General features: G+C 33.9%; 29 protein-coding genes and 1 tRNA gene. 13 read left to right on the top strand and 17 right to left on the bottom strand.

What is annotated here, in order from left to right; translation table 11 throughout:
* The first annotated feature begins 5 nt into the window (after positions 1 to 5).
* Together TA89_RS15960 and TA89_RS15965 are read left to right on the top strand one after the other, a co-directional pair.
* Positions 6 to 81 (top strand) — tRNA-Lys (locus TA89_RS15960).
* A 278-nt stretch (positions 82 to 359) separates the two neighbouring features.
* Positions 360 to 1,598: a hypothetical protein gene (locus TA89_RS15965; RefSeq protein WP_040214777.1), complete on the top strand. Its 1,239-nt coding sequence runs from the start codon at positions 360 to 362 to the stop codon at positions 1,596 to 1,598.
* Between the two features lie 68 nt (positions 1,599 to 1,666).
* Here the strand turns inward: TA89_RS15965 and TA89_RS15970 are convergent, their stop codons facing one another.
* The 9 genes from TA89_RS15970 to TA89_RS16010 all read right to left on the bottom strand — a co-directional run bounded on the left by TA89_RS15970 (position 1,667) and on the right by TA89_RS16010 (position 9,281).
* Positions 1,667 to 2,809, bottom strand: coding sequence for a VOC family protein (locus tag TA89_RS15970; protein WP_197073462.1), 1,143 nt, complete (start codon positions 2,807 to 2,809; stop codon positions 1,667 to 1,669).
* Between the two features lie 48 nt (positions 2,810 to 2,857).
* Positions 2,858 to 3,745 carry a YegS/Rv2252/BmrU family lipid kinase gene (locus TA89_RS15975; RefSeq protein WP_040214778.1) on the bottom strand — a complete coding sequence of 296 codons (888 nt, stop codon included), beginning with the start codon at positions 3,743 to 3,745 and terminating at the stop codon, positions 2,858 to 2,860.
* Between the two features lie 246 nt (positions 3,746 to 3,991).
* The gene (locus tag TA89_RS15980; RefSeq protein WP_040214779.1) at positions 3,992 to 4,285 is read right to left on the bottom strand and encodes a hypothetical protein; all 294 of its coding nucleotides are present in this window, start codon (positions 4,283 to 4,285) and stop codon (positions 3,992 to 3,994) included.
* A gap of 121 nt (positions 4,286 to 4,406) precedes the next feature.
* Entirely contained in the window at positions 4,407 to 4,793 is a 387-nt protein-coding gene (locus TA89_RS17845) for a DUF2752 domain-containing protein (protein WP_082023986.1), read from the bottom strand.
* Positions 4,765 to 5,148 (bottom strand): TM2 domain-containing protein, encoded by a 384-nt coding sequence (locus tag TA89_RS15990; RefSeq protein WP_040214780.1) that lies wholly within the window; start codon positions 5,146 to 5,148, stop codon positions 4,765 to 4,767. Before TA89_RS15990 ends, TA89_RS17845 begins: the two co-directional genes overlap by 29 nt.
* A 142-nt stretch (positions 5,149 to 5,290) precedes the next feature.
* Positions 5,291 to 6,520, bottom strand: a complete 1,230-nt coding sequence (gene hydF / locus TA89_RS15995) for a [FeFe] hydrogenase H-cluster maturation GTPase HydF (RefSeq protein ID WP_040214781.1) — start codon at positions 6,518 to 6,520, stop codon at positions 5,291 to 5,293.
* Positions 6,521 to 6,537: 17 nt separating this feature from the next.
* Positions 6,538 to 7,953, bottom strand: coding sequence for a [FeFe] hydrogenase H-cluster radical SAM maturase HydG (hydG, locus tag TA89_RS16000; RefSeq protein WP_040214782.1), 1,416 nt, complete (start codon positions 7,951 to 7,953; stop codon positions 6,538 to 6,540).
* Between the two features lie 25 nt (positions 7,954 to 7,978).
* Positions 7,979 to 9,025: a [FeFe] hydrogenase H-cluster radical SAM maturase HydE gene (gene hydE, locus TA89_RS16005; protein WP_040214783.1), complete on the bottom strand. Its 1,047-nt coding sequence runs from the start codon at positions 9,023 to 9,025 to the stop codon at positions 7,979 to 7,981.
* Between the two features lie 10 nt (positions 9,026 to 9,035).
* Positions 9,036 to 9,281: a TM1266 family iron-only hydrogenase system putative regulator gene (locus TA89_RS16010; RefSeq protein ID WP_040214784.1), complete on the bottom strand. Its 246-nt coding sequence runs from the start codon at positions 9,279 to 9,281 to the stop codon at positions 9,036 to 9,038.
* A 408-nt stretch (positions 9,282 to 9,689) separates the two neighbouring features.
* On the opposite strand from TA89_RS16010, the gene TA89_RS16015 reads away from it, so the two are divergent.
* The 5 genes from TA89_RS16015 to TA89_RS16030 all read left to right on the top strand — a co-directional run bounded on the left by TA89_RS16015 (position 9,690) and on the right by TA89_RS16030 (position 14,098).
* Positions 9,690 to 10,790: an iron-containing alcohol dehydrogenase family protein gene (locus tag TA89_RS16015; RefSeq protein ID WP_040214785.1), complete on the top strand. Its 1,101-nt coding sequence runs from the start codon at positions 9,690 to 9,692 to the stop codon at positions 10,788 to 10,790.
* 141 nt (positions 10,791 to 10,931) lie between these two features.
* A complete protein-coding gene (locus TA89_RS16020) occupies positions 10,932 to 12,062 on the top strand; it encodes a tetratricopeptide repeat protein (protein ID WP_147590158.1) in 1,131 nt (376 codons plus the stop codon).
* 25 nt (positions 12,063 to 12,087) lie between these two features.
* On the top strand, positions 12,088 to 13,410 hold the full coding sequence (locus tag TA89_RS16025; RefSeq protein ID WP_040214787.1) for a helix-turn-helix transcriptional regulator: 1,323 nt from the start codon (positions 12,088 to 12,090) through the stop codon (positions 13,408 to 13,410).
* Positions 13,411 to 13,458: 48 nt separating this feature from the next.
* Positions 13,459 to 13,596, top strand: coding sequence for a hypothetical protein (locus TA89_RS18420; RefSeq protein ID WP_156120048.1), 138 nt, complete (start codon positions 13,459 to 13,461; stop codon positions 13,594 to 13,596).
* A gap of 220 nt (positions 13,597 to 13,816) precedes the next feature.
* Positions 13,817 to 14,098 (top strand): hypothetical protein, encoded by a 282-nt coding sequence (locus TA89_RS16030; protein ID WP_040214788.1) that lies wholly within the window; start codon positions 13,817 to 13,819, stop codon positions 14,096 to 14,098.
* A 114-nt stretch (positions 14,099 to 14,212) separates the two neighbouring features.
* Here the strand turns inward: TA89_RS16030 and TA89_RS16035 are convergent, their stop codons facing one another.
* The 5 genes from TA89_RS16035 to TA89_RS16055 form a co-directional block, all read right to left on the bottom strand.
* Positions 14,213 to 14,416: a heavy-metal-associated domain-containing protein gene (locus TA89_RS16035; protein ID WP_040214789.1), complete on the bottom strand. Its 204-nt coding sequence runs from the start codon at positions 14,414 to 14,416 to the stop codon at positions 14,213 to 14,215.
* A 25-nt stretch (positions 14,417 to 14,441) separates the two neighbouring features.
* A complete protein-coding gene (locus TA89_RS16040) occupies positions 14,442 to 14,648 on the bottom strand; it encodes a heavy-metal-associated domain-containing protein (protein WP_040214790.1) in 207 nt (68 codons plus the stop codon).
* Positions 14,649 to 14,744: 96 nt separating this feature from the next.
* Positions 14,745 to 17,186, bottom strand: a complete 2,442-nt coding sequence (locus tag TA89_RS16045; protein ID WP_040214791.1) for a heavy metal translocating P-type ATPase — start codon at positions 17,184 to 17,186, stop codon at positions 14,745 to 14,747.
* A 62-nt stretch (positions 17,187 to 17,248) separates the two neighbouring features.
* Positions 17,249 to 17,515 (bottom strand): metal-sensing transcriptional repressor, encoded by a 267-nt coding sequence (locus TA89_RS16050; RefSeq protein ID WP_040214792.1) that lies wholly within the window; start codon positions 17,513 to 17,515, stop codon positions 17,249 to 17,251.
* 223 nt (positions 17,516 to 17,738) lie between these two features.
* The gene (locus TA89_RS16055; protein WP_040214793.1) at positions 17,739 to 18,569 is read right to left on the bottom strand and encodes an aldo/keto reductase; all 831 of its coding nucleotides are present in this window, start codon (positions 18,567 to 18,569) and stop codon (positions 17,739 to 17,741) included.
* Between the two features lie 215 nt (positions 18,570 to 18,784).
* On the opposite strand from TA89_RS16055, the gene aroA reads away from it, so the two are divergent.
* Positions 18,785 to 20,038 carry a 3-phosphoshikimate 1-carboxyvinyltransferase gene (gene aroA / locus TA89_RS16060; RefSeq protein ID WP_040214794.1) on the top strand — a complete coding sequence of 418 codons (1,254 nt, stop codon included), beginning with the start codon at positions 18,785 to 18,787 and terminating at the stop codon, positions 20,036 to 20,038.
* Between the two features lie 75 nt (positions 20,039 to 20,113).
* Positions 20,114 to 20,263 (top strand): hypothetical protein, encoded by a 150-nt coding sequence (locus TA89_RS18670; protein ID WP_187119325.1) that lies wholly within the window; start codon positions 20,114 to 20,116, stop codon positions 20,261 to 20,263.
* 133 nt (positions 20,264 to 20,396) lie between these two features.
* Here TA89_RS18670 and TA89_RS16065 read toward each other — a convergent pair whose 3' ends face one another.
* Positions 20,397 to 20,657 carry a DUF3243 domain-containing protein gene (locus TA89_RS16065; RefSeq protein WP_040214795.1) on the bottom strand — a complete coding sequence of 87 codons (261 nt, stop codon included), beginning with the start codon at positions 20,655 to 20,657 and terminating at the stop codon, positions 20,397 to 20,399.
* A 176-nt stretch (positions 20,658 to 20,833) separates the two neighbouring features.
* Positions 20,834 to 21,313, bottom strand: a complete 480-nt coding sequence (locus TA89_RS16070; protein ID WP_040214796.1) for a PTS sugar transporter subunit IIA — start codon at positions 21,311 to 21,313, stop codon at positions 20,834 to 20,836.
* A 166-nt stretch (positions 21,314 to 21,479) separates the two neighbouring features.
* Between TA89_RS16070 and TA89_RS16075 the strand changes: the two genes are divergently transcribed.
* The 3 genes from TA89_RS16075 (at position 21,480) to TA89_RS16085 (ending at position 23,569) form a co-directional block, all read left to right on the top strand.
* Entirely contained in the window at positions 21,480 to 22,100 is a 621-nt protein-coding gene (locus tag TA89_RS16075; RefSeq protein WP_052447571.1) for a DUF975 family protein, read from the top strand.
* Positions 22,101 to 22,286: 186 nt separating this feature from the next.
* Positions 22,287 to 23,231 (top strand): patatin-like phospholipase family protein, encoded by a 945-nt coding sequence (locus TA89_RS16080; RefSeq protein WP_040214798.1) that lies wholly within the window; start codon positions 22,287 to 22,289, stop codon positions 23,229 to 23,231.
* Between the two features lie 131 nt (positions 23,232 to 23,362).
* Complete coding sequence (locus TA89_RS16085; protein ID WP_040214800.1) at positions 23,363 to 23,569, top strand: cold-shock protein; 207 nt, start codon at positions 23,363 to 23,365, stop codon at positions 23,567 to 23,569.
* Between the two features lie 99 nt (positions 23,570 to 23,668).
* On the opposite strand, the gene TA89_RS16090 is transcribed toward TA89_RS16085, so the two are convergent.
* Positions 23,669 to 24,232, bottom strand: a complete 564-nt coding sequence (locus tag TA89_RS16090; protein ID WP_147590159.1) for a DUF6512 family protein — start codon at positions 24,230 to 24,232, stop codon at positions 23,669 to 23,671.
* Between the two features lie 315 nt (positions 24,233 to 24,547).
* Between TA89_RS16090 and TA89_RS16095 the strand changes: the two genes are divergently transcribed.
* Positions 24,548 to 24,764: transaldolase family protein (locus TA89_RS16095; protein WP_040214802.1), on the top strand; the 217-nt coding region annotated here is incomplete at its 3' end.

A 24,764-nucleotide genomic window follows, 5' to 3' on the forward strand; every position in this document is an offset into this window, starting at 1 on the left:
AATGTGGTTCACTAGCTCAGTCGGTAGAGCACATGACTTTTAATCATGGTGTCCGGGGTTCGATTCCCCGGTGAGCCACCAATGGCTTCAGAGTAATCTGAAGCCATTTTTTTATGCAAAAATATAAAATTTATTATATATAATATACATTGTTTCATTTATATATTTAAGAGGGAAAGCAAACAATAAATGACTACACTGATACCGAAAATTAAATATATTTATATAGAAAAAGCACCTGAATCAGTATACATTGTTAAATGAAAGCAATTTTAATAAAATATTGATATATATTTAACTATGATTTCATATTCCAGTGTTATTGTTATTTTATTAAATAACTAAGTGAGGTGTATATTATGTCCTTTAATCCTTTAGAAGAAAAGGGAACCCCTATTGAAAAACAATATAGAGATTGGAGAAATCTTAATCCTATTCCCTATGACAAGACTACTGTTCACCCTTATACCAGGGCAAGAATTATTCTTATGAACGGAATTGAAACCGAAGCAGCAATATTCCTTCATCAGTTTAACAGACACTGTGATGATATGGAGGTAAAAAAGGTAATAGCTGAAAGCAGAAGAATCGAACAGCAGCAGCAGAAGGCAGTAAACTATCAAATACCTGCAGATGAAACTCTGTTGGAAGTAACCATAGGTTATGAGCAGGTAGCTGTAGATCTTACAGCATGGTTAGCTCAAAATGAAAAGGACGAGAATGTAAAACAAGCCTTGGATTTTGCACTTCTGGAGGATTTCGATCATTTATACAGATATGCTGATTTAATGGATTTAGAATGTGGAATAAAGGCGGAGAGAGTGGTTCAGGAATATACAGAAATAACTCCCGGAAGACCAACTGCAGCGCATCATAGACATCCTCAGGACGAGATAAGAAAGCATATTAACAAGGATGATGCTGATATACAAACTAAGCTAAATATTTTAACTATAGTTGCCGGAGAGCAGCAGACAATGAATTTTTATATGAATAATGGAAATAGACATGGCAGTAATTTAGGCAGAGGCTTATACATGGAAATTGGACAGGTTGAGGAGCAGCACGTAAGCCATTACGAATCTCTTAACGATCCTAATATGTCTTGGTATGAAATGCTTTTAATGCACGAATATACTGAATGCTGGCTTTATTATTCAATGTATAAGGAAGAAGTGGATGAAGTTCTTAAGAAGCTTTGGGAACAACATTTATATATGGAAATAGGACATCTTAATCACGCTGTTAAACTTTTAAAAGAGAAGGAAGGAAAAGAAGCAAAGGATATGCTGCCAAAGGCTCTCCCAAGCATCTTTAAATTCCAGTCTAATAAGGAGTATATCAGAAAGATATTAGAAGAACAGATACACTTAACTACTCAGGATCAAGGTTATGTAAGCGTAAAAGACTTAGACGAGAATTCAAGATTTAGAACATTTAATAAAAAGGTAAATAACATATGGGTACCTTCCAATGAAGTTATAAAAGATTACATATTTAGAAATGGAATGGATTATAGATTCGAGCTTGAAGGAGAAAATCCTATAAAGGAACTTCAGGATAGAACAACAGTAATAGAAACCCTGGCTATTAAATAGATATATTTTTTAATTTTAAAGCTGCCTTATCATATAAGGCAGCTTTAATAAGGTTTTAATGAGTTATTTTACTGTTTATCTGTGGCTAAAGTGAGATTGGTAACATTGCTCTTAGTAAAGAAACCGTCAAAGTCTCCATATCTAAGGATATATTCATTTACTATTAAGGTATTTGGTGAGGGATAGGTGAAGGTTTGTTTTAAGCCCTCCTCTTCAGAGCCAACGAGATCAATTAAAAATCTCTGTCCCTTTTCCTTCAAATTTTGAAAGGTTTCCTCGATATTTTCTGTTATAAAAGCTAAATGGTGCACTCTTGCTCCATAATTTCTTACGAATTTTTCTGTAGGACCTAAATTTTCTTCATTATTTTCAGAGGATATTCCTGAGGTAAATACCATAGCAAAGTCCTTTGCAGAAAGCCTTGCTACATTAGTTATGGAATTTAAGTTTTCTACATATATGGCAAATTCAAAGTTATAGTTCGTGAGCTCCATAAACTCTATAATTGCTGCATCCCTATTTTTAGCAGGAAGTCTTGTAGCTGCATGATCTATATTTTTAATATTTTTTATATATGGAAAGTCTGGCTTCTTTACATCTATAGCCATATCAGTATCTTTAGATGTCTTATAGATCCTTTCTCCTTTCCAGTTGACAAAACCATAGGAGATACCTGTAAAGCAGGAAGGTATAGTCTGTAGGATTTCATAGTTTTCTTTGTTAACTATACTATTTGAAGTAAAGATTACACCTCTATTTAATTGGATAGAATGGTATTTTGAAAGTTCCGGTGTCCTGTAGAAAAAAGCTTCGATTCTTGTATTGGGAAGATGTTCAGATTTAGGATTCAGGTTAAGGGGATAGAAAGGATTTTCTCCGTTTTTTCTTACGGTAATAAGAAGATCCGGTGAGTTTTCGCAGCAAAGAACAACAACCTTTTGCTCTTCATTTTCAAAGCTTTCCTTAAGATCATATCCTGTATAGATTAAAATTTCCTCCACTGCAGGCAAAAGTTTCTGGTCTTCTGTATTTATAACTATAAATTCCAGACCCTGTACAAGTTTATCCAAACCTGATTTTTCTCTAAGCTCCCGTGTTAAGTGGGCTTCCTTCTTAATAGAATCGTCAGCATTTATAAAGCTGCTGGTTTCTATCCTTTGATGTAATCCGGGATGCATTTCCCAAAAGTTTTTAATTATTAATTTCTCCATAAAAATCCTCCTAAGATGAAATGATATATAATTTTTTAATAATTAACCTTAAGGATTTTCTTTTACCCCTAGAATTCGTATACCTTTAGGTATACAGTGAATTTTCCCGGGAAGATTCGGTCCTCTTTCGCCGTCTAAGTCAGTTAAAGGCTGGCTGATGCATTGTATAAGCAGCTTTGAGGTTTGAAAGTAATCTATTCCTTGAAGATTTTCAAATTTACCGGAGGTGATAAGCTTTATTACATTTTGAAACTTGCTTTCCAGAACCTGTTCTTTAACTACTAATACATCTAAGGCTCCATCAGATATAGATGCATCTGAGGCAACTTCAACATTAGCCATGGTTTTTCCGTTTAATACTATTACCCCAAGCAGAGAACCCTCATAGCTGTATTCTTTAGCTTCTATTTTAAAATCATAGCACTGAATATCTTTTATCTGATTAATTGCATTTAACGTATAAGCAACCCTTCCCATTTTAGTTTTCTGAGAATCATCAGTAGGTTCATTAGGGTTAGCAAAAAATCCTGTGCTGGCTAGATTTGTAAAGTAAGAGTTGTTTAATCTTCCTATATCCATAAGTTTAGGAGTGCTCTTTATTATTTGAATACAGGCCTCCTCAACATTTAAAGGAATACCTATAAATTTTGCAAAATCATTAGCAGTGCCTGCGGGAAGCACTGCTATAGGAATATCTATTTTATTTGCTTTCAATGCATTTACTACAGAATTTAGGGCACCATCACCACCCATAGCTATTACATATTCGTATTCCTCGGAAGAATTCAACGCTTCTTTTAGGTTAAAATCCTCCTGAAGTCTAAAAGGGCAAACATATAAACCATGTTCCTGATGTATTGAAATTATCTTATCTAAATTCTCCGCAGATTTTTCCTCTCCGGATTTAGGATTATAAATTAACATAACTTTCTTCATAAAATCATCTCCGATTATAGGTCTATAGCTGTTATTGGAAATTTGTTACTAATTTCACTATATCATTTTATAGTGATTTATCCTAGAGGATAGAATTATTTTACATTTTATTAATATATGGTCCTCTTTTAAATCAGTATATTAATATAAATTTAAAAAATTGAAATAAAGCTAGCCGTATATAAATAAAAAGAGAAATATATATCCTAATTTATTTTAATAGGCGCATATATTTCTCTTAATCAATTACAGTAAATCATAATATTCTAATATCTGTTTATATTTTTTCTCATTTTCCTCCCAGGCTAAATTAGCCAAATACATTCCTGAGCCCTGGCAGCACAGTGCTAAAAGTAAAATAAAATTTAAAAGTTCCATATTTAAATTCAGGTGGCGGTAAATGAGGATAAAGAAAATCATTAAACATGAAAAGATTTTTATGGAAAATATAAATCCCTGTTTTTTAATATAAAGAGGCTTTCCGAATCTTCTTACAGAATTCCAGCTGGAGGCAAAATTCTCTTTACTTTCTTTTTTCATACTATCAACCCCAGAAATTTTATTATTAATGATAATACCATATTTACTGGGATAAAATAGAAGAAAATTGAAAGTAGAAAAAATAACTTTGCGACTTAATAGCTGGAAGAAATAGATAAAATTATATTTTTCTTCGGCAAAGCCTATTAAACAACAATTTTTCTATAAAATTCAAAGGCTTTCTGTGGGTAAAAATCCAGAAGATATCATAACCTGCTAAAAAAACTATCATAGGAAAGAGAACTATGATAAGGATGTTATATTCAAATGCTTTATGGATATTTAAGTGCACTATGTTAAAAAATGCTCTGGTTAAACCGCAGCCGGGACATTTTATAGAAAATAAATTATAAAATATACAGAAGCTTCTGTTTTCTATAAAGGAAAGAGGAATAAAGCATAATGCTGTGATTATAACTATATAAAATACTGATCTTATTATTCTAAAGTATAATATGAAGCTTTCTTTAGTTTTTAATCTAGTCTGTGAGGCTGTTGCCATCAGCATCCTTATCAAAGTTACCTATTAAAATCAATATTCCTTCTATAAATCCCCATATGGAAGATATTCCGCAGGTGACAAAGGTTAAAACCAGTTGGAGTATTCCTATGCCCATATAGCCTAAATAAAACCTGTGTACACCCAATCCTCCCAAAAGTAGTCCTAAAATTCCGGCTACCATTTTAGATTTTCCGCCTACTTTTTTCAATTCTACACCGCAGTTTGTACATATAGCAGCATTTCCTTCTGTGGTATTTCCACAGTTATGGCAAAAGGCTGTTCCTTTAAATTTTTCCACTCCGCATTTTATGCATATCTTAGCATTTGTATCTATCTCACCGCCGCAATTTCTACAATACATGAAGTTACCTCCTAAAAATAGTCATGGTAATTATATGTTTGAATTCAGAGAAAAATACATAATCCCAAAAAATGGGGCTACCCCTGGGGTGCTTCCTTTTTTCTGGAAGCACCCCAGGGGTAGCCCCATTTTTTTCCTGAGGTTATTTTATAAGCTCAGGAAACATTGAGGTAACCCTTGGGAGTATGCCGTTTATGTGAGCTATGGCAATTCCGAAATTAGTTATTGGTATACCCACAGCCTCTGCTTTAAGAAGCCTGGACATAAGCTGTTTTCTGTTAAACATACAGGATCCGCAGTGTATTACAAGGCTGTAGGAAGCGAGATCTTCAGGAAAATCTGCTCCTGAATTAACCTGTATATCAAGTCTGCAGCCCGCTTTTTCTAAAAGCCAGCCTGGCAGCTTTTCTCTTGCTATATCACCCTTTTGAGCATGGTGGGTGCAGGCTTCTGCAATGAGAACCCTGTCTCCTCCTTTTAGGGCATCAATAGCTTTAGCACCCTTGACCAAGACCTCAAGGCTTCCTTTATATCTAGCCATTAGTATTGAGAAGGAGGTAAGGGGGATGTCCTCGGGTATTAAGGAATTTACCTTTTTAAATATCTGTGAATCCGTAATTACAAGATCAGGCTTTTCCTTAAGAGAATTTAAAAGTTCAGGAAGTTCTGTATACTTTACGGTAAGAGCCATGGAGCCATTATCTAAAATATCTCTTATAACCTGTACCTGCGGGAGTATAAGCCTTCCCTTAGGCGCCTGAATATCCTGGGGAGCCACCAAAACCACTCTGGATTGAGGTTTTAATATATCTCCTATAATGGTAGGAAGCTCAAAGTCTGTAGGAGCATATTTTATTATTGCTTCTTTAAGAGCTCCTATATTTTTTTTGTCTTTAGCGCTTATTTTTACAAAGGGAATAGGAAATTTCTCCGATAATATCTCCAATGGGGAATCTTTTTGATCTATTTTATTTAAAACTCCTATAACCGGAATATTTCTTTCCTTTAATTCCTCATACCACTGTTTTTCCAGTCTGGTATCTATGACCTCTAAAGAATCTAAGGTATATGAATTTTCCAAAGTGAAGGTAAGTATAGCAAGATCCGTCTTATCCATAACCTCACGGGTTTTCTTTATCCTTAGCTCACCTAAGGCTCCCTCATCATCTAAACCTGCGGTATCTATAATCACTACCGGACCGATGGGTAAAAGTTCCATGGCCTTAGCCACAGGGTCTGTGGTGGTTCCAGGTGTATCTGAAACCAGAGAGAGGTTTTGATTTGTAAGTGCATTTACCAGGCTTGATTTACCTGCATTTCTCTTCCCAAATATAGATATATGAAGCCTGTTTCCTTTAGGTGTATCTATCATATTTATGCTCCTTTAATTTAAAATCTCAGATCTCTTTCCCCTTGAGCTATCCTTACAAGCTTATCCTCACAGGCTTTTCTTGCTGCTTCGTTAGGAATTTCTTTAAGAGCTTCCTCTATAACTTTTTCTCCTACAGCTATGGTTTCTTCATCAGCATAATCCTCTAAATATTCCTTTAAAGTAAGGATTGCATTAGGCTGACATACATTATGAATCTGTCCTTTTTTTGCCAGAGCCATAAATCTTTCACCGGTTCTTCCTTCTCTATAGCATGCGGTACAGTAGCTGGGAATATATCCTGAGCTGCATAAGCTCCTTATTATTTCCATGGGTGACCTATGGTCTCCCACCTCGAACTGAGGCTTTTCATTAGGATCCTTAGTCACTGAACTGGAATAGCCTCCTACCCCTGTACAGGAGCCTGCGCTTACTTGGGAAACACCTACTTTCATAATCTCTTCCCTAAATTTTGTTTCTTCTCTTGTAGAAATAATTATTCCTGTGTAAGGAACTGCAAGCCTTAAAACAGCTACTATTTTCTTAAAACTCTTATCGTCTACTAAGTGAGGATAGTTTTCAATACTTACGTTTTCTGCAGGCTTTATTCTAGGTACAGATAGAGTATGAGGTCCAACTCCTGTTTCCTTATCTAAGTGTTCACTGTGCATAAGCATTGCTATGGTTTCATATTTATAATCATATAAGCCATATAAAACACCCATACCTACATCATCGATTCCCGCAGCTCGTGCCCTGTGCATAGCTGTAGTGTGATAATTATAGTTATGCTTTGGACCTTGAGGATGCAGCTTTTCATAGGTATCCTTATGATAGGTTTCCTGGAATAATATATAGGTACCTATGCCGGCATCTTTAAGCATTTTATATTCTTCAACTGTAGTTGCTGCTATATTAACATTGATTCTTCTTATACTGCCATTTTGAAATTTAAGGGAGTAGATAGTATCGATGCATTTTAAAACGTAATCTATTGGTGCATTTACAGGATCCTCTCCCAGCTCCAGAGCCAGCCTTTTATGTCCCATAGACTCAAGTATTCTAACCTCTTCTGCAAGTTCCTCCATAGTGAGCCTTTTTCTTGGAAGCTGGCAATTTGAGTTTTTATATCCACAGTATACGCAGTTATTTACACAATAATTGCTTACATATAATGGGGCAAAGATGACCATCCTTCTACCATAAATCCTTTCCTTTATAAAGGCGGCAGTCTTATACATTTCCTGAAGTATACCATCATCCTCTACATATAAAAGTGCTGCAGCCTCCCTGGGGGTAAGACCTTTGAGGGATTTTGCTTTATCCAAAAGAGAATTTATATATTCCCTATCCTTAGAAAGCTTTTCACCGTTTTTCATAGCTTCATTAATTTCTTTATCTACTATAAATTCTTCTGCTTTGTATTCTCTTATCATTTAAACCATCTCCCATTTATAATTATTAATCCATAAGCTTTCCGTGGTCTCCCCGGCCTGTTCCTATTCCTCTTCCGAAGCTTTTTATATACTCATTAAGTTTTTCTCTTTCTTCTTTTACTGTAAGTTCGCTGCCGTAAGGCTTTGGATATATATCATAAAGCCTCCTGTATTTGTAGGGCTCTACCTTCTGCATTATGACATTAGCTCCTGAAGCAAAAACAAGATTTCTGCTTTTAGAATCTACTACTCCTAAAGATGTAGTGGCAGGAAGCATAGCGTCCTTTAACACTATCCTGGAAGCTGCTACAGCCTTTAAGGTATTGAAGGTGCTTCCTGTAACAGCGCTCCGTAAAGGAGTGAGAGGATGAGGTATAAAGGGCCCTATTCCTGCCATATGAACTCCTATTTTCTTTAAAAGCATGATATCCTTTGCTATGGTTTCATAAGTCTGTCCAGGTATACCTATCATAAAACCGCTACCTGTCTGAAAGCCCAAATCTTTTAAATCCTTAAGACATTGCACCCTGCTTTTAAAGCTGGAATGAGGATGAAGAGAGTTGTAGAGATTTTCATCAGCGGTTTCATGTTTTATAAGATATCTGTCCGCCCCGGCCTCCTTAAATGCTTTATACTCCTCATAACTCCTCTCGCCCATGCTTAGGGTTATAGCCACATCATCTATTTCTTTTATCTTTTTAACTATAGTGCATACCTTATCAGAGGTGTACCACATATCCTCTCCGGATTGAAGCACCAAGGTTTTATATCCTGCATCAATGGCTTCCCTTGCGTTTTCAACTATTTCCTGAATGGTCATCCGGTATCTTTTAACGGACTTGTTTTCTGCATTTAGACCGCAGTAAGCGCAAAGACATCTGCAGTGATTGGAAAATTCTATAATTGCTCTTACTTGAACCTCATCACCACAGTATTTCTCTCTTACCCTGTCTGCTGCCTGAAAGAGATAATCCGCTTCTGAACCTTCTAATGAAACTATTTCTTTTAAATCCTCTAAGTCAGGATCATAGCCTGAACATATATTATCTATCAATTCTTTAATATTTTTCATAATTACGCTCCTATTTTTTAGTAATAGCAGATTTTACATTCACCGAGGAAACTTTGCCAAGCTTTCCTGTAAGAGCGCTTATAACGTCAGTAGTTCCATCTACAATGACAGAAATTACAGAGATCCCCTTTTCCTTATAAGGGATTCCCATTCTTCCAACGATTATAGAGGAATATTCATGTAAAATTTCATTGACTTTAGGGGCGAAATTAATGTTCTCAATTACAATTGCAATAACTCCTACTCTGGTTTCCAAATATCTAATCCTCCTAAAAATAAAAACCCCCTGTATAAGCAGAAGGTTAATTTGCACGAGAAATACTCCAGCGTTAAAGAACTGGATTTGTAATGCCATTATCCTTTTGCTTAGAAAGCAATCCTTGCAATAAGATTTGAGGTTTCTATTAAATTTTATTATCCGTTAATAAACCAACTTTGAAGAAGGTGGATTAAAAACCGATTGTTTCGTTAAAAAATAAACTATACCTTTATTGTATATTTTCCTTTTTATTTATTCAACAGTATATTAATAAAAATTAGCAATTATTACTTATTTGCAATAGTTTACATCTATAATTATCTTGATTTTACTATTAATAACTTATTTTTATAGTGTAAATTAAATGATATAATAAGCATAAATGAGATTTATGGAGGGGGATTTATGAAGAGTTTTAAATACAGCATGCCTTCTGAAATATATTTTGGGAAAGAGGCTGTGTTAAATAACAGAGAATTATTTAAAAGGTATGAGGGGAAAGCTTTTATAATAACCGGAAAGAGTTCTTCCAGGAAAAACGGTTCTTTAGAAGATGTGATAAAAGCCTTAGAGTATTGTGAAGCGGAATACATTTTATTTGATGAAGTTGAAGAAAATCCTTCCATTGAGACTATAGGAAGAGCTGCAGAACTTGGAAGAGAGGAGAATATAAGTTTTATTATAGGTATAGGGGGAGGATCTCCTATAGATGCTGCAAAAGCTATAGGGATTCTTATAAATAATAAGGAATATGATGCACGAAGCGTATTAGGAGCTCCGCCTCTTAAAAGTGTACCTTTAATAGCTGTTCCTACAACATCAGGAACCGGAACAGAAGTAACTCAGTATTCTATTGTTACCGATCATGCTGATAAGACTAAAAAAAATTTAGGACAGAGCGTCTTTGCTGATATTACTTTCCTGGATCCTAAATACATGATGGATATGCCTTACAGTATTACCGTAAGCACAGCTTTGGATGCATTTTCCCACCTTGCAGAAGCATACTTAAACACCGGAGCTAACCTTCTCAGCGACACCTATGCAGAAAAAGGTATGGATATTTTTGGGCAATGCCTGAAACCTTTAATAAACAATACCTTAGATTATGAAATCAGAGAAAAGCTTTTATGGGCTTCTACCTTAGGAGGCATGGCTATAGCTCAGGTAGGCACCTCTCTTCCTCACGGTATGGGATATGCATTAACATATTTTAAAGGACTTCCTCACGGAAAAGCAAACTGCATATTATATAGAGAGTACTTTAAGGTGTTTAAAGATAAGAGCAGGATAAATAAAATTTTAAATATAATAGGATTAAATACCATCGATGAATTGGGTGATATAATTAGTAAGCTTTTAAATGTGGATATTGAAGTTACTGAAGAAGAACTTAGGGAATATACTGAAGCTTTTGCAGGAAATGAAGCCAAGTTGAAAAATCATCCTGAAAAAATAACAAAGGAAGAAATTTATAACATTTACTCCAAAAGCTTATTAAAGTAAAATGTCAAAAACAATAGTTAGTATTATAAAATATTATAAAAATGTAAAATAATTCTATAAAACTCTTTATTAACCAAATATTAAAGGGTATAATAGTTTTATAGTAAATTTTCAGACAAAATAATATTATTTTCCCATTAGGTGGTGATAATACTGGAAAATTCATATCATACACATAAGTTAAAAGAGATATTAGTAACTTCAAAACATCCTCGGGAGGATGCTGAAAATTATTGTGTACAAGCAGTAGATAAAGGTGCTGCCTTTGAAGAATGTATGGAGCTGCTTCTTTTGATAGAAGATATAAACATTCCATATGCACAATATAAGCTTTATAAAAGAATGGGAGACTCTCTGCTTTTAAGTCAAAAATTTGAAGAAGCTTACATAAATTATATGATAGCTTTAGACATCTCAAATGATAACAACTTAAAGAAAGAAAAAATATTCCTATATAATAACATGGGAATAGCTAAGCTTAAAATATTGCAGTATGATGAAGCTATTTATTACCTTAATAGTTGTCTTATTTTAAGCAACAATATGAAGTTTTATCAGGTATATAATAAAGCATTATACAATCTTGCTTTAGCCTATATAAGCATTTTTAAAGTTGAAGATTCGCTGGTTGCTATAAATAAATGCTATAAAAGAATAGACAAAAATATAGAAAAGCAGCTATATATAAAACTTAAAATCTTAGAAATTAACTGTTATGATTATAAAAATCAATTAGAGAAATGTGCGGAAAATTATTCTTTGCTTTTAAAGGAAGAAGAGGATATAGAGAAAGCTCTTCTGGGAAACATCTACAATAATATAGCGGGTATGCATCTTAAAAAGAAGGATTATGAAGAAAGCAGTGTATATTTTAAAAAGGCTTATGAAATCAGAAGTATTTATGATAAAGAATTTGTATCCCACACCATCATAGATGAAAGCAAGCTTTATTATGAGCTGGGAAATTTAGAGTGTTTTTATAATAACATTTTTCATGGAATTGAACTTTGTAAAAAGCATAATGACTATGAGTATTGGATACTAGCCTTAATGGAGCTGGAGAAAGTATATAAAAAGGATAATAATGTAGAAAACCTTAGAGATATTTACAAGGAAATATTAGGCATAGCCGAAAAAAATAAATTAAGAAAAGAACTTATGTATGCACTAAATAGCCTTATAAGACTGGAAATTAAAGAGAAAAATTTTCAGGAGGCTTATAAATATAATGAAAGATTAAATAAATATATTGAGAATATAGTCAATATATAAAATCCTTTTGTAAGGAGGGGCTGGAGTGAAATTCCTGACTCAAGGAGAGAAATTAAAAAAATTAAGAATAGAACTAAATCTGAGGCAAAAGGATTTGGCTGATGAGAATGTAACCAGAGAATTTATTTCTATGGTTGAAAAAGAAAAAAGGAATTTCAGCAGGCAAAATGCTATAAGCGTAATGAGAAGGATTCTGTCCATTGCCGCAGAAAAGGGGATAGAGCTTAACCTGGATGAGGAGTATATCTACAGAGATATAAAGCAGGATGCTGAAAGATATTGTATTCAGAGGGTAGAGGACAATGCTTCTTTGGAGGAATGTGAGGAGCTTTTAAAGATTTCTGATGATTATAATGTACCTTATGCCAAGTATAAGGTATATAAAAGAATGGGAGATCTAGTGCTTTTTAATCAAGAACCGATTAAAGCTTTTATATATTATAGCGAAGCTATGGAAATTTTAAATCTAAACAATTACCTTCAGGAAAGACCCTCCATTTTTAATAACATGGGGGTATGCAAATTAAAACTTATACAATATGAAGAAGCTATATTATATTTTACTAATGCTCTGTATATATCAGAGTTAGATGATAGTTATGGAATATATAATAGAGTAGCGGTCAATTTATCCTTAGCTTATATAAATATAGGAAAAATAGAAGAATGCTTATCAATAATAGAAGAATTTAGCACAAAGATAGATAAAGATAAAGAAAATATAATATATATAAAGATGGAGCTTCTTCGAGCAAATTGCTACGAGTATAAAAAAGATTACGAGAAATGCTTGGGTATTTATTGGGATTTATTGGATGGATTAGATATTAACAATATATTTCAAGGAGAAGTAAATAAAGAGTATGGAAACTTACTAGGAATCATATATAATAATATGGCTAATGTATTACTTATTCAAGAGAAATATGATGAAAGCGAAATTTATTTTGACAAATCTTATGATGTTAGAATAAATTACGATATTGAATGGTTATCTCATAGTCTAATTGAAAAAAGCAGATTATATATAAAATGGCTTGAGTATGATAAAGCTGAGGAAGTGATATATAAGGGGATTGAATTATGTAAAAAATATAATGATTATGAGTATTGGCTCATAGCTTTAAAAGAATTAGAAAAAATATATTCGTATAATAAGAATTATGAGGAACTTATTAATGTATATACAGATTTAATTAAATTATCCGATAAGAATGAAATTGAAAAACATAAAGTATATGCATTGAATAAATTGATTAAACTAGAAGTTTCGTTGAATAATATGGAAAAAGTTCAATATTATAGTAATAAATTGGATAAATATATTGAATTAATGAATAAAGTATAGTATTCTAATAGTAAAAAATGGTAATATTTTAAGGGGGGAAAATTTATTATGAAGAAAAAAGGATTAATAGCTGGTTTATTAGGTGTTTTATTTGCTGCTACTTTAGTTATAGGTGGAAGCATAATAGTTTTTACTGAAAAACCTCAGCCAGAAATTGTTAAAGTAGAAAACACTTTCTTAGGCTAAATTAAAAGAAGAAAATACTTATTTACACAAAAAAAGACATTTATTGAAAATATAAGTGTCTTTTTTTGCGTTTTTTATTTATAATAGAATATGAATAAAAAATTAATTTAAAATATTTTTTAAAAATAGAAGGAGTTTACAATTATATGTAGAATAATATATATGTAACAATTTAAGTAGATTTTTGTTACGTAGATATGTAGGGTAAGGGGTGAAAAAAGTGGAAGAGTGCAAGCTTATAATATTTATGTTTTTAGGCATACTTATAGGCATAAATTTAAGATTCTTTGCATTCCGAACTCAGGAAAATGTTGAATGTAAACCGCTTAACCTCAGCGATGAAGAGATAAACAAGCTTGATGATAATGAATTTATAAATTACATAAGCGATTATCTTAATGAAAGCGAAAACTGTCTATCACGGCCTTTAAGGCAAAGGACTGCAGTAAGGTTAGGTGAAGCGGTGCTGATTATAAGTTTAATTGCCTTAGCTTATATTTAAAAATAAAGCGGGTAAATTAATCTTAAAAATAAAATTGCTAATTTTACTTTTATATAGCCTTCCTCACATTTTAAAAGCCTCTGTGACTTCACACCATCACAGAGGCTTTTATCTTTATAGCTCTTCTACTTTTTCTACATCGTAACCGGCATCATCTATAGCTTCCTTTACTTGTTCTATAGAAACATTGCCTTCTATAACTGCTTCCCCTACACTAACTTCTGCTGAATTTATGCCCTCTAAGGATTTAAGAGCATTATCTACTCTTTTAACGCAGTGTCCGCAGGACATCCCTGATATTATTAATTTTGCTTTCATTTTGCTACCTCCTGAGAATTATATATTATATTTCCTGAAGCATATTTACATTAAACCCTGCTTCCTCCACAGCCTTTACGATGTCATCGTCTGAGGTATCACCCTCAATGACGGCCAATTCCCGCTCTACGCTGACGGAAGTAACATTTTCCAATGAGCTTAAGGAATCTTTAACCTTTTTCATGCTGCCTTCTGTGAATAAACCCTCAATAACCGCTTTTTTTCTTACCATATATAAACCTCCTTAATAATTCTTATTTATAAAGTATTATAAATTATTCTGTTTATATAAATATGAATTATAGGAATAATTAATAGTATTTTAAAACTATACTGCCGGTTTAAAGGTTTTAAGCCTTAAAGCATTAAGAAGAACAGACACAGAGCTGAAGCTCATAGCTAGAGCGGCAAGCATAGGATTCATAAGCGGTCCTCCAAAGGCATACCATATTCCCATTGCTATAGGAATTCCAAGGGTATTATAGCCGAAGGCCCAGAAAAGATTTTGTTTAATATTTTTTATGGTTTTGTTGCTGAGCTGTATGGCGGTAACCACATCCATGATGTCGCTTCTCATAAGTACTATGTCTGCGGATTCTATGGCTACGTCTGTACCTGAACCTATAGCTATACCTATTTCAGCCTGGGCAAGTGCCGGAGCATCGTTAATTCCGTCTCCTACCATGGCTACTTTTTTTCTTTGATTTTGAAGCTTTTTAACTTCATTAGCCTTATCCTCCGGTAATACTTCTGACAGCACAACATCTATGCCAACCTGTTTAGCGATTGCTTCTGCTGTCCTTTTATTGTCGCCGGTGATCATAGCAACTTCGATTCCCATTTCATGAAGCTTTTTAATGGCTTTGCTGCTGCTTGGTTTCAGTGTATCCGCTACGGATATTATACCTTCAATAGTATTATCCACAGCTATAAACATAGGAGTCTTACCCTGAGATGCCAGTTTGTTTGAAGCTTCTTCCATGGAAGCTGTGTTTAGGTTTCTTTCCTGCATAAGCTTTTTATTACCTAAAAGCACTGTTTTTCCTTCAATGGTTACTTCTATACCTTTACCGGTTATAGCTTTAAAGCTTTCAGTATTTTTTAATGGAATATTTTTATTTTCTGCAGCCTTTAAAATTGCTTCTCCTAAAGGATGTTCAGATCCTTTTTCAGCACTGGCAGCCAGCTGTAGAAGGTCTTCTTCTGAAAGGTTTTGAGAAATTATATCTGTAACCTTAGGTTTTCCTTCTGTGATGGTTCCGGTTTTATCAAATACTATGGTATTTATTTTATGAGCTGTTTCTAAAGCTTCACCGCTTTTTATAAGAACACCGTACTCTGCTCCTTTACCTGTTCCCACCATTATAGCTGTTGGTGTTGCCAGACCTAAAGCACATGGACAGGCTATTACAAGAACGGATATGAATATTGTAAGTGAAAATATGGTTCCCTTTCCTGCAAAGAGCCATACTAAGGTGGAAATAACAGCAAGAGATATAACCACAGGAACGAAATAGCCGGATATTATATCAGCCATCTTAGCGATAGGAGCTTTAGTGCCCTGGGCTTCTTCTACCAGCTTTATAATCTGTGCCAGAGCTGTATCCTTTCCCACTTTGGTGGCTTTATATTTTATAAATCCGTTCTTATTTATGCTTGCGCCTATTACTTTGCTTCCTGGTGCTTTCTCCACAGGGATACTTTCTCCTGTAAGCATAGATTCGTCTATAGAAGTAGTACCTTCTATAACCTCGCCATCCACCGGAAGCTTTTCTCCGGGCTTCACTACAAGGACGTCTCCCACGATAACTTCATCTAAAGGAATTGGAATCTCTTTTCCTTCCCTTACTACCACCGCTGTTTTAGGAGCTAATCCCATAAGCTTTTTAATGGCTTCAGAGGTTTTTCCTTTAGTTACTGACTCTAAATATTTACCTAAAGTTATAAGGGTTAATATGGTAGCTGCAGATTCAAAGTACATATCGTGAGCATAATGATGCTTTCCTAGAGCTATCTGAGTTATGGCAAAAATCCCATATAGTACTGCTGCCCAGCTTCCTATGGATATAAGTGAGTCCATATTTGGACTTCCTAAGGAAAGGGATTTAAAGCCTGCTCTGAAAAACTTCCTTCCTTCAAATAGTACAGGAATGGTCAAAGCCAGCTGCACAAGGGCAAAGGTCAAAGGATTGTGATTTGGTGACATAAATTTTGGAAGAGGCATTCCAAGCATTGGCCCCATAGCTACTATTATAAGAGGCACTGTAAAAATAGCTGAAATTATAAATCTTCTCCAGAGATTTTTAATGTCTCTTTCCTTCCTGGCTTTATCTTCATCTATATTTTCTTCTTCTTCTATAGCCTTGTAACCGGCTCTGTCTACAGCTTTTTTTATGTCTGCAAGGCTTACCTTTTCAGGATCGAATACCGCTTGAAGTTTTTCTGAAGTAAGATTTACACTGGCATTCTTAACTCCCTCTAATTTTCCGACAGATTTTTCTACAGCAGCTACACAGGAGGCACAGGTCATTCCCTCTATTCTTAAAGTGGAATTTTTAGTCAATGGAACCGCTTTATAGCCTGCTTTTTCAACAGTTTTCATAATATCCTGTTCTGTAAGCTTATCATCATCAAACTGAATATTCATTTTTTCCGTTGTGAGATTTACGCTTACTTTTTCTGCTCCCTCAACCTTTCTAAAGGCTCTTTCTACTGCATTGGAACAAGCAGCACAGGTCATTCCTTCTATTTTATAGGTCTTATTTTTCATTATAAAACCTCCTTAATATTTAGATTTATGTTATTTAGTATTTCATATAATGACATGAATAATTATTTATCTATTAATTTGTTTAATATGCCCAGCATTTCTTCTATTTTTTCATCTGCCTTATCCTCAGTTATTGCTTCTTTAACACAGGAATGCATATGCTGCTTTAAAATCAGCTGGTTTGATTTTTTTAAAAGTGACTGAGAGGCTATAATTTGATTAGAAATATCTATGCAGTATCTTCCGTCTTCAATCATTTTGATAATCCCGTCAATCTGACCTCTGCAGGTTTTTAAAAGCTGAAGAGCTTTTTTCTTTTCTGTATTCATATAATCCTCCTCCCCACCCCTGGGGGGTGTCTATATTTATTATATTACTACTTCCTGGATGAAAATTCAAGATGTTTTTGGCAGAAAAGTCCAAAAAATTTATCTTATTTAAAAAATATAAACTTAATATTTTATAATCTAAGAAAATAATAAGAAGATGAGTTTATTAAAAATCCGGAGAAAATCGTGTATTCTCCGGATTTATTTATACATTATATTAAATTTAAAAATTAAAGTTATCCGGATCCGGTCCTACTCTTAAATTCATATTCATATCATCTATAATCTTTTTGTGTTCTTCAGAAAGATGAAAATTAAATATATCGAAATTTTCTTTTATTCTGGAGGGAGTTATAGATTTGGGAATAGCAATTAGATTGTTCTCATAATGCCATCTGAGTATAACCTGAGCGGGAGTTTTACCGTACTCTGAAGCTATTCTTCCTACCAGTTCATTATCAAGTATTTTTCCACCCTGCATGAGAGGTCCCCAGGATTCTATCTGGATATCATTTGCCCGGCAGAATTCTCTTAGCTGAGGTTGTGAATGAAGGGGATGAAGCTCCACTTGGTTAATCATAGGAGGTATTGTACACTCTTTTAAAAGTTCTTCTAAATGATGAATATTAAAATTACATACCCCTATAGCTTTTACCATGCCTTCTTTATAAATATCTTCCAGAGCTTTGTAGGTTTCTATGAATTTACCCTCCACAGGCCAGTGAACCAGATATAAATCAACATAATCAGTATCCAATCTTTTAAGGCTGTCTTCAAAGGCCTTTAAAGTGCTTTCATAGCCCTGATCGCTGTTCCATACCTTTGTGGCTAAAAATATGTCCTCTCTAGGTACCGAAGATTCCCTTATAGCAGCTCCTACTCCCTCTTCGTTGCCATATGCTTTAGCTGTATCTATGCTTCTGTATCCAGTTTCCAGTGCAGTTTTAACTGAAGAGATTACTTCTTCGCCTTCCTTTGTTTTAAATACTCCATAGCCTATCCATGGCATTTTAACACCATTATTTAAAATAGCGTATGCTTTACTTTCATCCATTTAAAAGGCTCCTTTCCATATATTTATAATTTCATTATAATCCAATAATCAGGAGTGAAAAGTAAATTTTTTGAAACTAAAAGAGAGGGAGTTAACTGATTGTTTTTATATTCACTTATACTTATAATTTGTTTATACGAATATATATTTTCCATAAATAAAAGCTTAAAACTATTCAATTATAATATATAAAAAGAATGGAGCAAGAAGAGCATATGAGCGTTATAAAGCTGATACCTAAGCCTTTTAAAGGTAATATTCAGGTTCCGTACTCTAAATCTTACGGACATAGAGCCTTAATATGTGCTGCCTTGAGCAATGAACCTTGTACAGTAGAAAACATAAGTTTTTCTCAGGATATAACCGCTACCTTAAACTGTTTAAAGGCTCTTGGACATAAATTTAGCATAAAAGAGGACAGAGTAGAATTTACGGGGAAAAACATACAGGTAGAAAGTACTCTTTACTGCAGAGAATCAGGTTCTACCTTAAGATTTTTAATCCCCATTGCCGCTTTAGGGAGTAGACCATGGACTATAAAAGGTTCCAGGACTCTTATGTCCAGACCCTTGGATATATATAGAGAAATATTTGAACAGCAGGGGCTTACTTTTAATTTAAATAAGACGCAGGGAGAATTAAATATAAAGGGTCCCTTAAGGGCGGAAAAATTTAAGGTTAGAGGGAATGTAAGCTCCCAGTTTATAAGCGGACTTTTGTTTGCTCTGCCTATTGCAGAAGGAAATTCAATAATAGAGCTTACCACAGAACTTCAATCAGAAAAGTATGTGGATATGACCTTAGAGGTTATGAAGAGTTTTGGTATAAATATTATTAAAGAGGAGAACAAGTACTTAATTAAGGGAAAAGATAAATACAGAGCCTTTAATTATAGTGTTGAAGGGGATTATTCTCAGGCGGCCTTCTGGCTCACAGCTGGAGCTTTAAACGGAGATATAGTGATAAAAAATTTAAGTTATAATTCATTGCAGCCTGACAGTGAAATTATAAATATATTAAAGGCTATGGGAGCAGATATAAAGATGACTTCGGAAGGATTAAGAGCTGTAAAAAGCAAAACTCGGGGTATAGATATAGATGCTTCTCAAATTCCGGACATAATTCCTATAATAGCGGTGCTTGCCTCCTTAAGCTCAGGAACCACAAGAATATATAATGCAGCAAGGCTTAGATTAAAGGAGTCTGACAGGCTCAATGCCATAAGCCAGGGATTAAATGCCTTAGGCGCACAGGTGGAGGAAAAAGAAGATTCCTTAATAATTAAAGGAGTTCCCTTCCTTAAAGGAGGACGGGTTAAAGGCTTTAATGATCACAGAATTGTGATGTCTTTAGCCATTGCTTCCACCAGATGTATAGAACCTGTATACATAGAAGACTCCGAAGCGGTAAATAAGTCCTATCCGAAATTTTTTGAAGATTTTTCCAAGTGCCAGGCACCTGACAAGTGACAAAAATAAATAATAAAATTACTCCTTTTGTGCAAACTATAATGGGAATCACAAGCATATACAGGAGGGATTTTAATGGCAGATATTAAGACGGCTTCTTCCAGAGACAGGGCTAAGCAGATGATGCTGGCCGGGGAATCCTGGGATAAGATTATGCAGGAAACAAGGCTTAGACTGAAGGATTTAAAGCGGATACAAAGGGATGAAATCAGCCCCCATTTTTAACAGCAGAAATCAGTAAAATTAAAGCATTGCCTTGGAAAATTTAAAAACTGAGGCAATGCTTTATTATATAATTTTATTTTTTTGTTAGATTAATCCGGCAATTCTCTTTAGACTGCTACCTTAACATATAACTTTATTTTTTATCTACCATTCTTACTATAATCTTAGCAAGAGTGCGCTGTTCTTCTTCATTAGCTTCCTTCCACAGGTCTCTTAAAAGTGCCTCCTCTTTACTTCTAGGCTCCACAAAGGAGGATAAAAAGCTGCCGACTCTGTAGGAAACGCTATTTATAGTATCCTCAGAAAGCCCAATTCCCTCACCGGCGTTTACTGCCGTACCTAAAGTTTCCTTCCAATCCTGCCAATTATTCAATATCCCTTTATCCTTATCCATATAAGTACACCTTCCTTTGTAAGTTTAAGAATGTAATACCTTCTTATGCTATATTATCTGTAATTTAATAAATATAATTCATAAAACAACCTAAATATAAATCATAATAAGACTCAAATGAATTCATAATATAACTTACAAAAATAATAAACCTGTCCACATGGACAGGTTTATTATTAAGCCATCTTATAATCTATTACCACGGTTTTACCCGCTTCCGCATCTGTTCCTACAGCACCGTTTATATCCTTTACTATCTCAGGATTTGTTATAAGTACCGGTGTAATGAGGGAATATCCGGCCTTTTCAATAAATTCCTTGTCTACCTTTACAATAGGAGTTCCGGCTTTAACCTTGGTTCCTTGCTCAGCAAGCCTTGTAAATCCTTCTCCCTTTAAAGCTACGGTATCAATTCCTATATGAATTAATAATTCTACTCCATTTTTTAAGGTTATTGCAAAAGCATGATTGGTATTGAATATCAAAGTAAGTACTCCATCTGCTGGTGCAACGATCTCATTGCCTGTTGGTTCTATAGCCACTCCGTCTCCTGCAAGCTTTTGGGCAAATACTTCATCCGGAACCTGGCTTAAGTCTATTACCTTACCTGTAACAGGTGCAACTATCTCCTGATTTTTTTTAAAAAAATTGAACATCAGTTTTCAATCCTTTCTTAGTGAATAACTTTAAATATACTAATATTATCATATTATCATATTATATTAAAAAATTTCCATATAATAAATATATTTATTAAAAAAGTTATAAATATAAAGAAAACTTAATATATATACTCTATAAATATTTTTTAAGGAGCTTTGCATGGTTGAAATGAAAGATTATTTTTCAAGAGAACGATTAAAGAATAATGCAAAGATGGATCTAAAAGGGAATTGGGCAGCGGCTATATTGGTTTGTGTTATTTCTATAATTATTATAGATGTACCAACCATTTTTAACAACAAATTAGGATTTATAGATCTTATACTTGGAGGCCCTATATCCCTTGGAGTGTACTATTACTTTTTAAAACTTTCAAGAAATGAGACAGGAGAAGTAGAGGATGTTTTCCACGGTTTTAAGTATTTTACCACCGCTTTAATAGCTTATCTCCTTTATTTACTTTATGTATTTCTTTGGACATTAGTATTTATAGTACCGGGAATTATTGCATCTCTTTCCTATTCTCAGATATTTTACATCCTGGCAGATAATCCTGATATACCTGCTTCAGAAGCTCTGAAAATAAGCAAAGATATGATGAAGGGATATAAATGGGATTATTTTGTCCTGCAGCTTAGTTTTTTAGGATGGGCACTACTTTCTATCGTTACCGCAGGCATAGGATTTTTATGGCTTATTCCTTATGTAAAGGCCACTAATGCCCACTTTTACCTTAAAGCAAAAGAAAATTATAATCCTTTAAATTATCAAACCTATTAGTGAGTAATTATTGTAAAATTAATATAAGCAGTGGTATTATAGGGTTAACTCTCAAGAGTTAACTTTATTTTTTCGAATTAAATATAAATTATTGTGTCAATAATTAAAATAGATAATAAAATGAAGCAATAATATTTGTATTAAATATATTAGTAAAAGACCGTTTTATATATTGGAGGGTTTTGCATGAAAATAGGTTTGGTGTTAGCAGGCGGGGGAGGAAGAGGTGCTTATCAAATAGGGGTTTGGAAAGCACTTAAGGAATTAGGAATTGATAAGTATATACAGGCTGTGTCAGGCACTTCCATAGGTGCATTAAATGGAGTGCTCTTTGCCCAAGGAGATTTTAAAAAAGCAGAAGATATATGGCTTGGAATAACTTTAGAAAAAATTCTTCCTATAGATAGCAGAGAAATTTTTGCAAAAGGAGTAAAGCTTATTTTAGGTAATAAAAATATTAATTTTATAAAAAAGTATTCTCCAAAGCTTTTAGAACAGGGCAATGTTTCCAGGCAGGGGCTTATGGATATACTTAATGAGGATATTGATTTTAAAAAGGTTTTAAGGTCAAATATTTCCTTGTATGCCGCATGTACGGAGCTTCCTGAGATAAAGTCCAAATATTTTAAGTTAAATAATTATGATGGAGAAACCGTTAAGCGGATTTTATGTGCAACCTCTGCCATTCCTTCAGTATATGAATGTGAAGAAATAGATGCCAGAAAGTATATAGACGGAGGAATGTCTGACAATATACCAATTCAGCCTATTTATGGAGAAGGCTGCGATATAATTTTTGTTGTGCATTTAAGCAGAGAGCACTATATAGACAGAAGCAGGTTTCCCAATGCAAGAATTATAGAGATTATACCCTCCTCTGACCAAGGAGGAGTATTTACAGGAATATTGGACTTTTCTCGGGAAAGTGTCAGAAAAAGGATGATAATAGGCTATGAAGATACTATGAACCTCATTGAGCCTTTACTGGAGATTGGAAAGATGCAGCTTAAAAATGCCCCTGTGGAAGCTATAAGCAGCTTAAGCAAAAGCCTCATAGAAAAATCTAAAGCTTTGACCAGCAATTTAAAGAGTTTTTATAAAAAGGATGAAAATAAAAAGATTCCTTCTTAAAAATATTTGCACATATCATGGTATGTAAATGAGGGTTTTGTACATAATAAACCTAGAGTAGGGCAGCACAGCTTTTTATACTTATAAAAAGAAGTCAGTAACCCTATAAAATTCAGCTTTGGAGGTTTATTATGAATACTGGAGTAGTAAAATGGTTTGACTGTGAAAAGGGCTACGGCTTTATATCAGGAAACAACGGAAAAGATGTATTTGTCCATCATTCACAGGTTAAAGAAAAAAGCTTTAAGAAGGAGCTCCATGAGGGACAGCAGGTCAGCTTTGACGTTGTAGAAAGAGAAAAAGGTCCTCAGGCAATAAATGTTCAGATAGCAGATTAATAAATTAAAGACAGAGGTTATAGACCATATTTTATAAGGCCTATAACTCTCTGTCTGATTTTTTTATCTGAATAAAGATTTCCATACATACATAAGCTTTTAAGTGTTTTGAATTATATTTATAATTGCCTCCTGGAATATTTTATAATTTGGAGGGCTAAAGGTGAAGCACATAAATAGCAGAGCTATAGCAAGCATGGAAATAAAACATATAAGGTTTAGTATTCTTAAATCTTTAGGGCTTTTTAAAATTAAGTAGCAGAATAGGTGACCTATAAAGGCAGAGAGAAAATACAAGGATATGTCTACAGCCAGTATGGGATGCTTGGTGAAGTGGGTGTAAGTATAGAAAGCTATAACTATAATCAGGTTCATGGTTAAGGCTGCAGTGAGTTTTCCAACAAAAATGTTTTTGATTGAGTCTTTTAGGGAGTAATACTGAAGCAGAGTAAAAAATAATATTGAAAAATAGCCAAGCTTTAAATGCTCCCATACGCTTTCGTTCACAGGACTGAAAAGCGCTGCAAGGTCATTATAGCCTGAAAGCTCATAGGTAAAATGCAGAGCAGATCCCGCCAATGCGGTAAATGCAAAGGCTATAAGCTCAAGAAAAAGCAGTTTTTTCCCTGTTATATACATATTCAACACCCTTATCTTGCTCATATTATACCTATATATTTTATGCAGCTTTATGGTAATTTAGAAGCTTTAACAGAGAAATTATTTTTTATATCTGAGAAAGTAAAATATAAAGTTTTATTATAAAAAGCTTAAAAGAAGGAAATAATATTTTTATTGTTATAAGGATAAGTTATTGACAGCATTTTCCCCGGCAACTTCGAATTTGCCACAAGTAAAGGGAAAGATAATGAACTTTATAGCATCTATGTAAACGTATATAATCAACTTATCAAGAACGCAGCATTAACTTGCACATCAATATAACAAAAATTAATTTTACATAAGAGGAGTGATTTTATGAACATAAAAGACTTAAATGTAAAGATTTATGCAGACGGAGCAGACTTAAAAGGTATGCTTGAGGAATACGAAAGAGGTATAGTAAAGGGCTTTACAACAAACCCTTCCTTAATGAAAAAAGCAGGAATAAAGGATTACAAAGCTTTTGCCAAAGAAGTTTTAGCTAAAATACCAGACATGTCTATATCTTTTGAGGTTTTCTCCGATGACCTTG

Source organism: Clostridium polynesiense (assembly GCF_000820705.1).
Lineage (GTDB): Bacteria > Bacillota > Clostridia > Clostridiales > Clostridiaceae > Clostridium_AA > Clostridium_AA polynesiense.

What these genes read in the sequence shown, in the direction of transcription:
- hydE (WP_040214783.1), bottom strand. Translation starts at nt 9,025, where the DNA reads ATGAAAAATATTAAAGAATTGATAGATAATATATGTTCAGGCTATGAT.
- aroA (WP_040214794.1), top strand. Translation starts at nt 18,785, where the DNA reads ATGAGCGTTATAAAGCTGATACCTAAGCCTTTTAAAGGTAATATTCAG.
- TA89_RS16045 (WP_040214791.1), bottom strand. Translation starts at nt 17,186, where the DNA reads ATGAAAAATAAGACCTATAAAATAGAAGGAATGACCTGTGCTGCTTGT.
- TA89_RS16090 (WP_147590159.1), bottom strand. Translation starts at nt 24,232, where the DNA reads ATGAGCAAGATAAGGGTGTTGAATATGTATATAACAGGGAAAAAACTG.
- TA89_RS16040 (WP_040214790.1), bottom strand. Translation starts at nt 14,648, where the DNA reads ATGGTAAGAAAAAAAGCGGTTATTGAGGGTTTATTCACAGAAGGCAGC.
- TA89_RS16085 (WP_040214800.1), top strand. Translation starts at nt 23,363, where the DNA reads ATGAATACTGGAGTAGTAAAATGGTTTGACTGTGAAAAGGGCTACGGC.
- TA89_RS15965 (WP_040214777.1), top strand. Translation starts at nt 360, where the DNA reads ATGTCCTTTAATCCTTTAGAAGAAAAGGGAACCCCTATTGAAAAACAA.
- hydG (WP_040214782.1), bottom strand. Translation starts at nt 7,953, where the DNA reads ATGATAAGAGAATACAAAGCAGAAGAATTTATAGTAGATAAAGAAATT.
- TA89_RS15980 (WP_040214779.1), bottom strand. Translation starts at nt 4,285, where the DNA reads ATGAAAAAAGAAAGTAAAGAGAATTTTGCCTCCAGCTGGAATTCTGTA.
- TA89_RS15990 (WP_040214780.1), bottom strand. Translation starts at nt 5,148, where the DNA reads ATGTATTGTAGAAATTGCGGCGGTGAGATAGATACAAATGCTAAGATA.
- TA89_RS16080 (WP_040214798.1), top strand. Translation starts at nt 22,287, where the DNA reads ATGAAAATAGGTTTGGTGTTAGCAGGCGGGGGAGGAAGAGGTGCTTAT.
- TA89_RS16035 (WP_040214789.1), bottom strand. Translation starts at nt 14,416, where the DNA reads ATGAAAGCAAAATTAATAATATCAGGGATGTCCTGCGGACACTGCGTT.
- TA89_RS16075 (WP_052447571.1), top strand. Translation starts at nt 21,480, where the DNA reads ATGGTTGAAATGAAAGATTATTTTTCAAGAGAACGATTAAAGAATAAT.
- TA89_RS15970 (WP_197073462.1), bottom strand. Translation starts at nt 2,809, where the DNA reads ATGGAGAAATTAATAATTAAAAACTTTTGGGAAATGCATCCCGGATTA.
- TA89_RS16050 (WP_040214792.1), bottom strand. Translation starts at nt 17,515, where the DNA reads ATGAATACAGAAAAGAAAAAAGCTCTTCAGCTTTTAAAAACCTGCAGA.
- TA89_RS16055 (WP_040214793.1), bottom strand. Translation starts at nt 18,569, where the DNA reads ATGGATGAAAGTAAAGCATACGCTATTTTAAATAATGGTGTTAAAATG.
- TA89_RS16015 (WP_040214785.1), top strand. Translation starts at nt 9,690, where the DNA reads ATGAAGAGTTTTAAATACAGCATGCCTTCTGAAATATATTTTGGGAAA.
- TA89_RS18420 (WP_156120048.1), top strand. Translation starts at nt 13,459, where the DNA reads ATGAAGAAAAAAGGATTAATAGCTGGTTTATTAGGTGTTTTATTTGCT.
- TA89_RS18670 (WP_187119325.1), top strand. Translation starts at nt 20,114, where the DNA reads ATGGCAGATATTAAGACGGCTTCTTCCAGAGACAGGGCTAAGCAGATG.
- hydF (WP_040214781.1), bottom strand. Translation starts at nt 6,520, where the DNA reads ATGATAGATACACCTAAAGGAAACAGGCTTCATATATCTATATTTGGG.
- TA89_RS17845 (WP_082023986.1), bottom strand. Translation starts at nt 4,793, where the DNA reads ATGCTGATGGCAACAGCCTCACAGACTAGATTAAAAACTAAAGAAAGC.
- TA89_RS16065 (WP_040214795.1), bottom strand. Translation starts at nt 20,657, where the DNA reads ATGGATAAGGATAAAGGGATATTGAATAATTGGCAGGATTGGAAGGAA.
- TA89_RS15975 (WP_040214778.1), bottom strand. Translation starts at nt 3,745, where the DNA reads ATGAAGAAAGTTATGTTAATTTATAATCCTAAATCCGGAGAGGAAAAA.
- TA89_RS16070 (WP_040214796.1), bottom strand. Translation starts at nt 21,313, where the DNA reads ATGTTCAATTTTTTTAAAAAAAATCAGGAGATAGTTGCACCTGTTACA.